Source organism: Sphingobacterium paucimobilis HER1398 (assembly GCF_000416985.1).
Classification (GTDB): domain Bacteria; phylum Bacteroidota; class Bacteroidia; order Sphingobacteriales; family Sphingobacteriaceae; genus Sphingobacterium; species Sphingobacterium paucimobilis.
The window spans coordinates 1-14,967 of sequence record NZ_ATDL01000017.1 but is presented as its reverse complement, the minus strand read 5'-3'; the positions used below and the strand labels follow the sequence as shown (position 1 = coordinate 14,967).

Genomic DNA, 14,967 nt, shown 5'->3' with positions numbered 1-14,967 from the left:
TTTTGTACAATGGATGCGGCAACAGACGTAGTTCCATAAACGAAGTGTAAAATTATGCACTCAAGTTACGGCTTTTTGAAAAGCAAGCGAAATAATTCCTACCTTAAGCAGGAAATTGCGGGTCTTGATCAGGTCCTGAAAATCAGATAGAATATGAACTCAGAGATTGTTACACATGCCGACAGAACCTTTCAACAGGTTGATTATGCAGAGAAGGGACTTCGTAATAGGGAGTTTGTCCGGTGTCATTTTGTGGGCTGTGATTTTTCTAAGAGTGACCTAAGAACCAATGATTTCGAAGATTGTACCTTTGATGCATGCAATCTTTCTATGGCGAATCTGCAGGGGGTAGGATTGCGTAATGTGGTTTTTAAGGATTGTAAGATTATGGGGCTGGATTTTTCCTCCCTCAACAAGTTTATGTTCTCTTTTTCTTTTGAAAAATGCCAGCTTGACTATTCTATATTTTATGGTGCAAATCTAAAGAAGATGCGTTTTTCGAAATGCTCCTTGCGCGAGGTGGATTTTAGCGAAGCGGATTTGTCAGCGAGCGTTTTTGCGGACTGTGATCTACTGGGGGCGACTTTTGTAGGAACAAACATCGAGAAAGTCGATTTTAGAACATCTACAAATGTGATTCTAGACCTGGACCTCAATAAGGTGAAAAAGGCAAAGTTTACGGTCTATCAGTTGGAGCTCCTGCTGCTAAAGTATGATCTAGCAATAGAAAACGACCTGAATTAACAGAGATACTAATTATCTTCTAACAAGTGCTTAACCTCTTCAAGTAAAGCTGATATGCCAGGATTGCGGTTCTCCCTATTCCAAATCAGGGTTAGGGTTGTACGCTGGCGTATCTGTTCGAGTTCGATAAAATCAACGTCTGTACTGTATCCGTTTTTTAACGAAGAGGGAACTATCGCTACTCCAAGTCCCTGAGATACCAGATTGAATATACTTAATGCATTGACCGTTCGTAGGGTGACATGGGGTACAAAATCATGATCGCGAAATATGCTCATCACCAAGTCATAATAGGAAATGCTATAAGCTTTTGAAAACAGGATGAAGGGTTCATCTTTGAAGTCTGTCAACTGAAGATTGGGTTTTGATTTGAGCGGATGATTCTTGGGTATAACAAGTGCGAAATGCTCGGTTAGGATAGGTAATGATTTTATATGCGGTGGCGTACCATCGACACGGACAAATCCAAAATCCAATTCATTACGTCCTAGCATTTCGAGTTGCATTTCATTGCTGAGCTCATTGAGCGTGATGTCGATCAAAGGTTGCTTTTGCTTTAATGAAGCTAATAGTTTGGGAAGTATAGTCTGTACAGCAGAGCCAATAAATCCCAGTTTGAGTGATGTTATCTTCCCTTCCGCAATCTTTTCAATCTGTGTTTGAATGTTGCTGAGTTGACTGAATAGCAGTTCCACTTCGTGTAAAAGGTATTTGCCAGCCTCAGTCAATTGCACTGTACGCTTGGTTCGTTCAAATAGTGTAGTCTTATAAATACTTTCCATCTGTTTGATCTGTCTGCTCAGGCCTGGTTGGGAGATAAAAAGCCGATCCGCAGCTTTACGGAAATGAAGTTCTTCGGCTAGAACCTTGAAATAATGGAGATGTCGAAGTTCTATTTGATAATTCATAGTTATTAATAGTTGACTTAAATGGTATTACCAGTTATCAAATATAGCTGTTAAATTTGAGATAAAACGAAAGACAAGATGAATACATTTAAATACGGAGTCGATTTTTTACAGAGCTCCATTGCTTTAGGTATAGCAAGAGGTACAGTGCATGGTATCTTAACAGAAGAAGTAATAAAGGATATCGAGAAGAGTGCAGGATATGTACAGGAAATCGTGGACTCGGGGAAGGTAGTATATGGAATAAATACTGGTTTTGGTCCGTTATGCACGACTCTGATTGATGCTAACGATACCCGTAAACTGCAGGAGAACATCTTGATGAGTCATGCTGTAGGGGTAGGAGAGCCTATTGATAAGGAGTTGTCCAAGTTGATGATGATTTTGAAGGTACATGCTTTGTCCAAAGGTTTTTCGGGGGTACAGTTGAGTACAGTACAACGCATTATCTGGCATATCCAACAGGATATCGTTCCTGTCGTCCCAAAACAGGGATCGGTAGGGGCTTCTGGTGATCTAGCGCCATTGTCACATCTATTCTTGCCTTTGATTGGTCTCGGAAAGGTGTTTTATAAAGATGAAATCCGCAATACAGCCGATGTGTTGGATGAATTACAGATGAAACCTGTGGCTCTGGGTGCAAAAGAGGGGTTAGCATTGATCAACGGAACACAGTTTATGGCTGCACATGGCGTGAAGGCTGTTGTCGAGATGAACCGATTGATGAATAACGCTGATCTGATCGCAACTTTAATGATCGAGGGATTGAATGGTTCGATCAAACCGTTCTTTAGCGAATTACACCAGTTGAGACCGTATAAGGGGAATGTGTTTGTCGCTTCGACGATACATAACCTGTTGTCGGGTTCTGCAATTTTAGAGTCGCATAAGAACTGTTCGAGAGTACAGGATCCTTATTCGATGCGTTGTATACCACAGGTGCATGGTGCTTCCCGCAACGCTTGGCTGCATTTTAAAGAAATTATTGAAACAGAGATTAATGCAGTAACAGACAACCCTATTATTATAAATAGTGAACTGACCATTAGTGGAGGTTCGTTCCATGGACAGCCTATCGCACTTCCGTTGGATTATGCAACACTAGCTGTTAGTGAATTGGGGAATATATCCGATCGTAGGGTGTATCTTTCCCTAGAGGGAGAAACAAATGGGGTGCCTAAGTTGTTGATGAAGGCAACAGGTCTAAATTCTGGTTTTATGATTTTGCAGTACACAACTGCTGCTATTGCCAGCGAGAATAAAGGACTTTGTTTCCCTGCTTCGGCAGATAGCATACCCACATCGATGGGACAGGAAGATCATGTGAGTATGGGGTCGATATCCGGAAGAAAGTTATTACAGGTTATTGATAATGTGGATAAGATATTAAGTGTAGAGCTGCTTTGCGCAGCACAAGCTAAGGATTTCCATAGCCCACTGCAATCTACAGCTGTTGTAGAAGCCTTACATCAGCATATCCGCAAGCATATTCCTCATCTGGAAGAAGATCAGCCTATGCAGGATATTATGGATAAAGCGTTGGCATTGGTAAAATCGGGTGAATTGGTTGAGCTGGCCAAAGCTACAGGTGATAAAGCGTATTTTGGCGCAGGTGTTGAATATTTTGAAAATTATTAGGGATGAACGAAGTACTTATAGGACCTTTTAGGCAGTTGCTGACCATGCGTGATCTGCCTCTTAAAGGGGCGTTGAATGACAGTCAGCTCGAGGTAATTGAGCAGGGTGGGTTATGGATCGAAAATGGAAAAGTCAAAGCAGTAGGTGATTTTGAGACACTCCGTAGTCAGGCGGGAGATGCGGTAGAGGTGGAGTTGATCGCGGGAGATAAGGTCTGTTTACCTTCATTTGTTGATTGCCATACACACATTGCCTTTGGTGGCAATCGTGCTAATGATTTTGCAATGCGTAATGCGGGGAGTTCCTATTTGGAGATTGCCCAAGCAGGTGGTGGTATTTGGAGTACGGTCAAACATACACGTGAGGCGACACAAGAGGAATTGAAGGAATTGACAAAGCGTAGGGCTGCTTATCTTTTGGCGCAAGGAATTACCACTGTAGAGGTGAAAAGTGGATACGGACTTAATAAGGAGGAAGAGCTGAAGACATTGCGGGCAGTCAAGCAGGCTAATGCGGAACTGGAGATGGATCTTGTCCCAACTTGTCTGGCAGCGCACATGAAACCAAAAGATTTTGAAGGGACAGCGAAAGAATATCTAGCTCTTATGGCAGCAGACCTTTTCCCTGTGTTGAAGGAGGAGAAGCTGACTGAGCGGATAGATGCTTTTATCGAACAGACTGCCTTTTCGGCAGAAGATATTCAGGATTATTTCAAAAAAGCAAAAGAGCTGGGCTTTAAGATCACAGTACATGCTGATCAATTCAGTACCTCAGGATCTGCGGTTGCTGTTGCTTTTGATGCGGTATCGGCTGATCATCTGGAGGCATCAACAGATGCAGAGATTGCGCTACTTGCGGATTCGGATGTAGTAGCTGTCGCTTTGCCTGCAGCTTCTCTGGGAATAGGCTGTGCATTCACACCAGCTCGACGCTTATTGGATGCAGGTGCGTCGTTGGCAATTGCAACCGACTGGAATCCAGGCTCGGCACCTATGGGGCAGCTCATTGCATCGGCTGGTATTCTGGCAACGATGGAGAAACTCTCCAATGCCGAAGTGTTGGCAGCCGTTACGTTTAGAGCAGCACAAGCCTTGAATCTCTCTGATAGAGGTCGATTGGTCGAAGGACAGTTAGCCGACTTTGTCCTCTATGATACGAACAATTATCAGAACATCACTTACCTACAAGGAGCATTGCAACCATCAGCTGTTTGGAAGAACGGGGTAGCTGTTCGATCTAATTTAAAATAATCATGCAGAAATTTAAAAATGAAATAATACAGGGTATACCGAATCAATTGCCAGCTAAGGTGGCTTTAGATCCTTCGGTGAGCCATGCTCCGGTACGTAAACAGATACTTACGAAAGACGAAGAACGATTGGCTATCGCAAATGCGTTACGTTATTTTCCTGCAGGATGGCATGAAGAGCTGGCCGCAGACTTCCTCGAGGAGCTGCGTCGTTACGGACGGATTTACATGTATCGTTTCCGCCCGACTTATGCGATGTATGCCCGTCCGATAGAAGAGTATCCCGCGCAAAGCCGTCAAGCGGCAGCGATTATGCTGATGATACAGAATAACCTGGATCCTGCGGTAGCACAGCATCCGCATGAGTTGATTACTTATGGGGGGAATGGTGCAGTATTCCAAAACTGGGCACAGTATCTGTTGACGATGCAATATTTGGCAAAGATGACGGAGGAGCAAACTCTGCATATGTACTCAGGACACCCGATGGGATTGTTCCCATCATCTACTTCAGCACCAAGAGTTGTGGTGACCAACGGGATGATGATTCCTAATTATTCTAAGCCCGATGATTGGGAGCGCTTCAATGCTTTGGGGGTTACGCAATATGGACAGATGACTGCAGGTTCGTACATGTATATTGGCCCACAGGGTATTGTACATGGTACGACGATTACAGTTATGAATGCTTTTCGTAAGCATCTGAAAAAGGGCGATAGTTCTCGGGGCAAAATTTTCCTGACCTCGGGATTAGGGGGGATGAGTGGTGCGCAGCCTAAAGCTGGAAATATAGCGAGTTGTGTCACGGTATGTGCAGAAGTGAATCCCGCTGCGGCACGCAAGCGCCACGAACAGGGCTGGGTCGACGAGCTGCATGAAAGTATGCAGGGGCTTATAGCCCGGGTAAAACAGGCAATCCAAGAGGAAGAAGTCGTGTCATTGGCTTATATAGGTAACGTGGTAGATGTATGGGAAGCTTTTTATGAGCAAGAAGTGTTTGTTACGGTTGGTTCGGACCAGACATCATTGCATAATCCTTGGTCGGGCGGATACTATCCCGTGGGATATAGCTTTGAGGAGGCGAATAGGATGATTGCAGAAGAACCCGAAGAATTTAAAAAGGCGGTGCAACAGTCCTTGGTTCGACAGGCTAATGCTATTAATAAGCACGCTGCACGTGGAACTTACTTCTTCGATTATGGAAATGCTTTTCTGTTGGAAGCTTCGCGTGCCGGAGCTGATGTGTTGGCTGTAGATGGTATTAACTTTAAATACCCGTCTTATGTACAGGATATTCTAGGACCAATGTGTTTTGACTATGGTTTTGGGCCATTCCGTTGGGTGTGTACTTCAGGCAAGGCTGAGGATCTGCGCACAACTGACCGAATTGCTCTTGAGGTGATGAAGGATCTACAGAAAGAAGCACCAGAAGAAATCAAACAGCAACTTGCGGATAATATAAAATGGATAGCGGATGCTGAAGAAAACCGTTTGGTAGTGGGGTCTCAAGCTCGTATCTTATATGCCGATGCATTGGGTCGTACGAAAATTGCAAAAGCATTTAACGATGCGGTACAAACGGGGCAGTTGTCTGCACCTGTTGTGCTGGGTAGAGATCACCATGACGTAAGTGGTACGGATTCGCCTTATCGGGAAACGAGCAATATCTATGATGGCAGTAAATTTACGGCCGATATGGCGATACATAATGTAATCGGTGATAGTTTCAGAGGTGCTACATGGGTGTCTATCCATAACGGTGGCGGTGTAGGATGGGGTGAGGTAATCAATGGCGGCTTCGGTATGTTGCTGGACGGTTCCGCCGCTGCAGAAGAGAAGTTGCGTAATATGTTGTTCTTTGATGTTAATAATGGAATCGCACGTAGAGCTTGGGCCCGCAATAAAGAGGCCATGCAGGCGATAGAAACAGAACTGCAGCGAAGCCCTACATTGAAGGTTACAAAAGCCGAATTGGTGGATACCGCGGTGTTAGATAAACTTTTTGAATAGGTTAGCATGAAATATCCATGTAGCACGGACTGCACAAACATGCATGACCGCGGAGCAGCATGCACACCAACAGTAATAAAGTCGTGCATAATATACTTTGGATATTTCATCCCGACTAGTCGGGACAAGTTAATGGCTATTGAAGACAAACCGAGCTTGCGAGCTCATCGAAGATAATTATTTACATATGAATTCATTATATCAACCAGGGAATCCCGGACATTGGGCAGGTCGTGTTGATGGTACGGAGCAAGGACTGCGACGCTGGCATCAGGAGGTGCGTTCTATCGATCTGGACGAAACACAAGAACTGAAAAATGCTGTTGTGCTGTTGGGGTTTTGTTGTGATGAAGGCGTGCGCCGTAACCAGGGAAGGGTGGGTGCCCAGAATGGCCCTGCTCAGTTCCGAAAAATATTAGCAGGATTGCCGGTGCATTTTTCGGATCAAATCCGATTACTGGATGCTGGAGACGTGTATTGTCAAGATACTGGGCTGGAAGCAGCCCAACAGTGCCTCGCTGAACTGGTTGCCAAGATCCGCCAGCAAGGCGGGTTCCCTCTCTTATTGGGAGGTGGGCATGAGATTACCTATGCGCACTTTAAGGGATTGCATGTCGAGGGTAAATCCATTGGAATTATTAATATCGATGCACACCTGGATATTCGCCCCCTGAAAGATGGTGTGGGAAATTCGGGTACAGGATTTTATCAGATAGCCGATGATCTGTCTCGGGAGGGAAGGTCTTTTCATTATTTGGCCTTAGGGATTCAAGATATTTCGAATACGCCATCGCTATTAGCTTATGCTAAAGATAAAGGAACAACGGTTATAAAGGCTGAAGATGTCCACGCGGGTAACGTATCGGAAATACGGAAGGCAGTGCGTGATTTTGCAGTTCAGGTAGATCTGGTTTATCTGACGATAGATTTAGATGCTTTTGCCGCGCCTTATGCTCCGGGGGTGAGTGCCTTGGCTTTTAATGGTCTTGTTCCAGATGTAACCTTTCAACAGATTTTTCAGGAAATTATCCGTTTGCCTAATTTAGTAAGTGTGGATATCGCCGAATTAAATCCAGTTTATGATATTGACCAGCGGACGACTAAGTTAGGCTCTGATTTGATCTTTAAGATCTTACAGAAGTTTTAAAGACAACGGTTCTTATCCTATAAAGGCGTGCCTTGCTAGGCACGCCTTTATAGGATGGCATTTTTTCAAATTTTCTTCAGTTTATAACTAACATATATTATGTAACTTTAGGTATGAAACTTTCATGATTCCTTTGGATCACCAAAAGACATGAAAGTTCTTGATGTCCATTAAAATCATATACTTTCAGAAAACAAAGGAGGAAATATAGTATGTCAAATATTGATTTTATTAGAGAAGAAACTGCTGCCAATATTGGTAATTTTCTTGTGGGTAGGCTTTTACCCTTTCGACAAAAGAGATCTATAGGTCCATTTGTATTTATTGACCATATGGGGCCTGTTTGTCTTGCTGAACATGAAAACCTCGACGTAGGGCCTCATCCGCATATCGGCCTTTCTACGCTGACCTACCTTTTTGATGGTGCGATTTTTCACCGTGATAGTTTAGGTACAGCAATGGAAATCAAACCAGGTGCTGTAAATTGGATGACTGCTGGTAAAGGTGTGACTCATTCCGAGCGGACACCTGAGTATCTCCGGCATCAGGATAAATTCATGCATGGTTTACAGATTTGGGTAGCGTTGCCCAAAGAGTTAGAGTTTATGGATCCCGAATTTCATCATACCGAAGCTGAGGATATACCTGCCTGGGAAAAGGATGGGGTGTCCTATAAGCTGATTGCAGGACAAGCCTTCGGAAAGAAGTCTCCCGTTCCGGTGTATAGTAAATTATATATGATTGAAATCAAGACGGGTAAAAAAGATGCTTTCATTGATATCCGTGGAGAACTGTATGGGGAAAGCGGTCTTTATATTTTAGAAGGAGACATTGAAAGCAATGGATTCGATTATGGTCCCAAGCAGATTTTGATTACTAAAGATGCACACCTCTGCTCATTTACAATGAAAGCTAATACGACGGTATATATCTTTGGAGGGGAGCCATTTCCGGAAGAACGGTTTATATCATGGAACTTTGTAGCTACCGATAGAGAAATTAATGAGGAGGCTAAACGCAAATGGATTGCACGGGAATTTCCTAAAGTTCCAGGAGATGATGATTATGTACCTTATCCGGGAGCTTGATAGCGAGCTTACCATGGAGTTAGGCTTGAGAAGAAGAGGAGAGAACCCTCTTCTTTTTTGTTTTATGCAACAGGCAACTGAGGATCCGATCCCCATTCTGCCCATGAACCATCATATACCGAAATATTGGTTACGCCAATCTGAAAAGCGGCGAGAGCAAGTATTGACGCCGTTATTCCGGATCCGCAAGAAAATACATTTCTCTTGTTGGCAGAAAGGTGTGTCTGGAATAAGGCCTTCAGTGATTCGATGTCTTTTAAATATGCTCCGTCCAAAACGAGATCAAAGGGAAGGTTGCTGGAGGTGGGGATGTGTCCCGAGCGTACGCCGTTTCTGGGTTCAGGTGTGCTGCCGCTGAAGCGGCCTGCGCCTCGGGCATCTACGATGGTCATCGCCTTTGTATCTAAAGCGTTTAATATCATTTTTTTGTCGACGATCCATTCAGGTTGTACAGCAGCAAGGAAATTGCCTTGTTTTGAGGGAAGGATATGGCGATTGGTCGTAGGAAGCCCAGCTTCTTGCCAAGCGCTGATGCCGCCATCCAGTACGTATGTCTGTTGATGCCCCATATAGCGAAACATCCACCAAGCTCGTGGGCTTGAATAAATGCCCCAACGATCATAGATAACAAGAATACTGTCTTGGTTGATGCCCAGTTGCTGTGCTCTTTCCGTAAACGCCGTTTCGTCGATTAAGGTGTGTGGTAATCCAGAGTTGGGATCTGAAAAATCTTTTTCAATGTCAAGAAAGACTGAATTGGGGATTAATGCTATATTATCATTGTCGATCTTTTCAGTGACTTTATCTATTGTTGAATCTAATAGAATAAGGTTATGGTTACTACTTAATTCTTGAAGGGTTTCTATGTCGATTAAAGGAGATTGTATCATAAATATTCTTTTTTATAAACCTACATAAATTCGTATTTACAAACAATATAATTGTACTGTTATCTAACATCGAACCTTGTATTTATCCTCATCTATTTAGATCTGATACACAATTAAAAAACTAAAGGCTACATATATTATGTAGCCTTTAGTTTTTTTTAATATCTATCTGAATAGAAAAAGAGTTTATTTTAAACAATTACGGATGATGGTAAATGCTTTGTCTATATCTTCGATACTAACCGTTAGATGTGGTCTGAAGCGTACACTTTTTTCTCCACATCCTAATATTAACAATTTGTTGTCGAATGTTTTGGAAATAAAAGCATCGCGTGATTTTTCATCTTCAAAATCGAAAGCTGTAAGTAGTCCTTTTCCACGTGCATTTGATAATTGTGGAAAATCTTTTACCAACTGTTCGATCTGCTGTAGGATGTACTTGCCTTTTTCTTCCGCCTTAGCGACTAGGTTTTCTTGTTCGATGACTTCCAAGATCAACTTGAAGCGTACCATGTCTACCAGGTTTCCCCCAAAAGTAGAATTGATTCGACTAGACTCTTTGAAGACATTTTTTTCTACGAGGTCAAATTTTTCCTGGTTAGCGAGTATCCCACAAACCTGTGTCTTCTTGCCGAAAGCGATTACATCAGGAATGATTCCGTAGTGTTGATATCCCCACATTTTTCCGGTCATGGCAATACCAGTCTGTACTTCGTCCAAAATGAGGATGATATCATTCTGATCACAAATCTCTCTCAGTTTTTGGAAAAACTCTTTTCTGAAGTGGTTGTCACCTCCTTCAGCCTGTATGGTTTCGATGATCAAACAGGCGATATCTTCTGGACGTTGTCCAATAGCAGCATTGATTTCTGCTATAGCTTGATTTTCCAGTGCTACAGTATCTGCGAGATTACTCTCATTGAGTGGGAACTTCAACTTTGGATTCGTAATACGGGGCCAATTGAACTTTGGAAAGTACATGTACTTTTTTGGATCTTTGGTATTGGTCAAAGATAAAGTATATCCCGAACGACCGTGGAATGCCTGTTTAAAGTGAATGACCTGACTCGCCTCATGTTCTATGCCTTTGGATAGGTTGATTCTTGTTTTCCAGTCAAACCCTGCCTTCAGTGCATTTTCTACAGCCAATGAGCCCCCGTCAATAAAGAAACAATAGCTTAGTTCTTTGGGAATAGCTACGCGACCAAAGGTGTCCATAAAGTCGGCGTAGATGGATGGGTAGATGTCGGATAATGCTAGTTTGTTTATGGCAGCATCCTTTAACAGATCTGCATTTTTGATAATATAAGGATGGTTGTAGCCGATCGGGGAAGAGGCAAACATACTGAACATGTCTAGGTATTCATTTCCGTCTATATCAGCAATGTACGATCCGTGTGATTTTTCCAGATCGATAACTACAGGGTATCCGTCCGCTAATATATGTTTTGCCAATCTTTGGTGTACTTCTCTCATAATCTTTTTGTTTTTAAAGGTCAAACTTTATTCCTTGCGCTAAAGGCAGACTTGTTGTATAGTTGATCGTATTGGTCTGGCGGCGCATATATACTTTCCATGCATCAGAACCTGATTCGCGGCCACCTCCGGTTTCTTTTTCGCCACCAAAGGCTCCACCGATCTCTGCTCCCGAAGTGCCGATGTTAACATTCGCGATACCACAGTCAGACCCATTTTGGCTTAAGAATAGTTCAGATTCACGTAGACTAGAGGTCATGATAGCCGAGGATAAGCCTTGTTTTACACCGTTTTGGAGTGCAATGGCGTTATCCACTTCCCCACTGTATTTGATAAGATATAATATAGGAGCAAAAGTTTCGTCCTGTACGATTTGATAATGATTCTCGACCTCTGCAATAACAGGAGTCACATAACAGCCGCTTTCATAGCCTTTGCCGCTTAGGACTTTGCCGTCAACTAATATTTTTCCACCTTGTTCTTTGATTTTGTCTAATGCATTCAGATACATTTTTACAGCATCTGTATCAATCAATGGTCCCATATGATGTTTAGTGTCCAATGGATCACCGATTTTGACTTGTTTATAGGCGTCGGTTAGTGCCTTTTTTACTTTGTCATAGATGCTGTCGTGTACGATCAGCCTTCTTGTGCTCGTGCAACGTTGACCAGCTGTTCCTACAGCACCGAATACAGCTCCTATGACTGTCATTTTCAAGTCTGCACTTGGGGTTACGATAATCGCATTGTTGCCACCCAGTTCCAGTAGCGTCTTTCCAAGGCGTTGAGCAACGGTTGCTGCTACTAGTTTACCCATTCTTGTGGATCCTGTAGCTGACACTAATGGAATGCGTTCGTCTTCAGAAATCCATTTTCCAACTTCTGCATCTCCCATTACTAATGAAGAAATACCTTCTGGAAGTTTGTTCGCTTTGAGGATATCAGCAATGATTTTTTGACAAGCTACTGCACATAACGGTGTTTTTTCTGAAGGTTTCCAAATAACCACGTCGCCACATACCAAAGCTAACGCCGTATTCCATGACCATACGGCAACAGGGAAATTGAATGCAGTAATTACGCCAACAATGCCAAGTGGATGATATTGGTCGTACATGCGGTGTCCTGGTCTTTCCGAATGAATCGTGTTGCCATAAAGTTGACGGGAGAGTCCAACGGCAAAATCACATATATCAATCATTTCCTGGACTTCTCCAAGTCCTTCTTGATAGGATTTGCCCATTTCATAAGATACCAGCTTGCCTAATACAGGTTTTAGTTCTCTTAATTTGTCGCCTAGTTGGCGTACTATCTCTCCACGCTTAGGTGCCGGGATATCTCTCCAGATAAGTTTCGCTTTTTCAGCTTCACCGATTACTTTGTCGTATTCTTTACGTGTTGTTGATTGCACTTTTGCAATAAGTTGTCCATTGGTTGGTGAGAAAGAAGAAATAACGTCTCCTTTTGCAAACCATTTACTACCTGTTGATGTACCTAGGTTTTCGTTTTCTATTCCTAGTGTTTTTAATTCTTTAATTGTCATAATATGGTTTATATTATTCGAAATTTTCATAAATATAAAGAATAATATTTATAATATGTGCTTTTGTGTTGAATGATTGATATTTTTACATAAAGCTAGATAGGATATGAATACTACTGTAGATTATTTTAATGTAGGGGAGCTTTTCGGAGAAGAGTACCTGCTGATTCGTGATACAATTCGTGATTTTGTACGCGCGGAAATTTTGCCAACTATTGATCAGAAAGCTCAGCGACATGAGGAAATTCCAGATTTGATGAAAAAGTTGGGGCAAATAGGAGCTTTGGGGCCTTTTGTCTCTAGTGCATATGGAGGAGCGGGGTTGGATTATATGGCGTATGGAGTGATTATGCAAGAGCTAGAGGCAGGAGATTCGGCTATTCGTTCGGCAGCATCAGTACAATCCTCTTTAGTGATGTATCCTATATATACTTTCGGGTCCGAAGAACAGAAAAATAAATATTTGCCAATGTTGGCTTCAGGGGATTGTATAGGAGCTTTTGGACTTACTGAACCAAATCATGGGTCAGATCCTTCAAATATGGAAACTCGTCTGGTGAAGGACGGTGAAGGATATCGACTGAATGGAGCAAAGACCTGGATAACGAATGCCCCAATCTGTGATCTTGCGGTGGTATGGGCCAAAGATGAGGAAGGAAAAGTGAGAGGAGTGATCATAGAACGGACAGACGTAGGTTTCTCTACTCCTGAGATTAAAGACAAATGGTCGTTGAGGGCATCCCGAACTGGCGAACTGGTGTTTGATAGTATATATATACCATCTGAGCGGTTGTTGCCGGATGTTTCATCTATGCGCGGACCATTGTCTTGTTTGAATTCGGCTCGTTATGGTATTTCTTGGGGTGTAATAGGAGCGGCCATCGACTGTTATCAAGTTGCTCTTCAATATGCGTCAGAAAGAACTCAATTCGGAAAACCTATAGCAGCGTATCAGTTGCAACAGAAAAAGCTGGCGGAGATGATTACGGAAATAACAAAAGCTCAATTACTTTCGTGGCGTTTGGGTGTTTTGAAAAATGAAAATAGAGCTACTCCTCAACAAATATCTATGGCGAAACGTAATAATGTGCATATGGCTTTACAGGTCGCACGGGAGTCTCGGCAAATTCTCGGCGCTATGGGGATTGTGGGGGACTATCCGATTATGCGTCATATGATGAATCTGGAATCCGTCATTACTTATGAGGGAACACATGATGTGCACCTATTGATTACGGGGCAGGATATTACTGGTATCAGCGGTTTTTAGCTCGTTGCAATAATTCTGGTTTAGCATATTTCGATTGTTTTACTGTTTGAAGACCTTTTCGGTAATGGAAAAGGTCTTTTTTTGACTCTTGTATTGGAGTTAAGAAATGAGCCCTGCTTAAGATGGTGCAGTCAGTGTGTTCTAATTTGTCTCTTCTTTCTTTATATGTATGGTCTGAGTAATCTGTTCTTTAACAATACTTCTTTATTGTTCCGTACCTGCTTTAAATTTTGTAGAGATTATTTAGGGACATAATAGAGGTTTTATAGAGGGTTCATAGAGGTAAACCACTATAAAAGCTCTGTTATGCCAGGCTTAAATCCCTGCTGATCCTGCCCAATGATAGGAACAGTATGCCTTTTGTGCATTCCATGGTGCCTGTGTGCTTTCTTTTTTCAATTTTATTGTTCGCTGTTCCAGCGTTTTATGCTGTTTGGCGTAAAATAGTTTGTTTTATGTCTTTGAAATATGGTTTTAAAGTTCCTATCTTTGCACCACTCCGCGAGGGAGGGACGGTTCTTCGGAACGATGACATAGGGTAGGCAGAGTGGTTCTTTTTCGATCTGATCGATTAGATCCAACACTCTGAAATCTTTTCCGGAAATTATTTTAAAATAAAATTTGGAGGTTCGAAAAAGATTCCTACCTTTGCAGTCCCAACGGAAACGAAGGGCGGTCTCCGCAAGGGAGTCCGGAAAAAAATGACAGGTCACATCTTCGGATGTCGATGATACAAGCAGAAGCGCGAAGCGGATGCGATAAAGTTCTTTAAGGAAATGATCATGTAACGTAACGAGTAGTGTTGAGAAACAACGAAAGTTAAAAAAACTCAACCTGACGATCATAGAATCAGAAATTATTTAAATAAGGACAATTCTATTTTTCATAAATAGTCTTGATCTCACACTTCATTTTACTATGGAGAGTTTGATCCTGGCTCAGGATGAACGCTAGCGGCAGGCCTAATACATGCAAGTCGAACGGGATCCATCTGTAGCTTGCTA

General features: G+C 42.5%; 11 protein-coding genes and 1 rRNA gene. 8 read left to right on the top strand and 4 right to left on the bottom strand.

Annotation, left to right across the window (positions count from 1 at the left end):
* Positions 1 to 153 precede the first annotated feature (153 nt).
* The gene (locus tag M472_RS38825) at positions 154 to 744 is read left to right on the top strand and encodes a pentapeptide repeat-containing protein (RefSeq protein WP_021071393.1); all 591 of its coding nucleotides are present in this window, start codon (positions 154 to 156) and stop codon (positions 742 to 744) included.
* 8 nt (positions 745 to 752) lie between these two features.
* On the opposite strand, the gene M472_RS38820 is transcribed toward M472_RS38825, so the two are convergent.
* Entirely contained in the window at positions 753 to 1,652 is a 900-nt protein-coding gene (locus tag M472_RS38820; protein ID WP_021071392.1) for a LysR family transcriptional regulator, read from the bottom strand.
* A 78-nt stretch (positions 1,653 to 1,730) separates the two neighbouring features.
* Here M472_RS38820 and hutH point away from each other — a divergent pair, with 78 nt between their 5' ends.
* The 5 genes from hutH to M472_RS38795 all read left to right on the top strand — a co-directional run bounded on the left by hutH (position 1,731) and on the right by M472_RS38795 (position 8,784).
* Entirely contained in the window at positions 1,731 to 3,290 is a 1,560-nt protein-coding gene (gene hutH / locus M472_RS38815) for a histidine ammonia-lyase (RefSeq protein ID WP_021071391.1), read from the top strand.
* Between the two features lie 2 nt (positions 3,291 to 3,292).
* Positions 3,293 to 4,540, top strand: coding sequence for an imidazolonepropionase (gene hutI / locus M472_RS38810; protein WP_021071390.1), 1,248 nt, complete (start codon positions 3,293 to 3,295; stop codon positions 4,538 to 4,540).
* A gap of 2 nt (positions 4,541 to 4,542) precedes the next feature.
* On the top strand, positions 4,543 to 6,549 hold the full coding sequence (locus M472_RS38805) for a urocanate hydratase (protein ID WP_021071389.1): 2,007 nt from the start codon (positions 4,543 to 4,545) through the stop codon (positions 6,547 to 6,549).
* 187 nt (positions 6,550 to 6,736) lie between these two features.
* Entirely contained in the window at positions 6,737 to 7,696 is a 960-nt protein-coding gene (gene hutG / locus M472_RS38800; protein ID WP_021071388.1) for a formimidoylglutamase, read from the top strand.
* 212 nt (positions 7,697 to 7,908) lie between these two features.
* Positions 7,909 to 8,784, top strand: coding sequence for a pirin family protein (locus M472_RS38795; RefSeq protein WP_021071387.1), 876 nt, complete (start codon positions 7,909 to 7,911; stop codon positions 8,782 to 8,784).
* A gap of 62 nt (positions 8,785 to 8,846) precedes the next feature.
* On the opposite strand, the gene M472_RS38790 is transcribed toward M472_RS38795, so the two are convergent.
* The 3 genes from M472_RS38790 to amaB all read right to left on the bottom strand — a co-directional run bounded on the left by M472_RS38790 (position 8,847) and on the right by amaB (position 12,693).
* A complete protein-coding gene (locus M472_RS38790) occupies positions 8,847 to 9,674 on the bottom strand; it encodes a sulfurtransferase (protein ID WP_021071386.1) in 828 nt (275 codons plus the stop codon).
* 186 nt (positions 9,675 to 9,860) lie between these two features.
* Complete coding sequence (gene lat / locus M472_RS38785) at positions 9,861 to 11,150, bottom strand: L-lysine 6-transaminase (protein WP_021071385.1); 1,290 nt, start codon at positions 11,148 to 11,150, stop codon at positions 9,861 to 9,863.
* 13 nt (positions 11,151 to 11,163) lie between these two features.
* A complete protein-coding gene (gene amaB / locus M472_RS38780) occupies positions 11,164 to 12,693 on the bottom strand; it encodes an L-piperidine-6-carboxylate dehydrogenase (protein ID WP_031301904.1) in 1,530 nt (509 codons plus the stop codon).
* Between the two features lie 106 nt (positions 12,694 to 12,799).
* Here amaB and M472_RS38775 point away from each other — a divergent pair, with 106 nt between their 5' ends.
* A complete protein-coding gene (locus M472_RS38775; RefSeq protein WP_021071383.1) occupies positions 12,800 to 13,963 on the top strand; it encodes an acyl-CoA dehydrogenase family protein in 1,164 nt (387 codons plus the stop codon).
* Between the two features lie 915 nt (positions 13,964 to 14,878).
* Positions 14,879 to 14,967 (top strand): 16S ribosomal RNA (locus tag M472_RS38770); the annotation flags it as partial.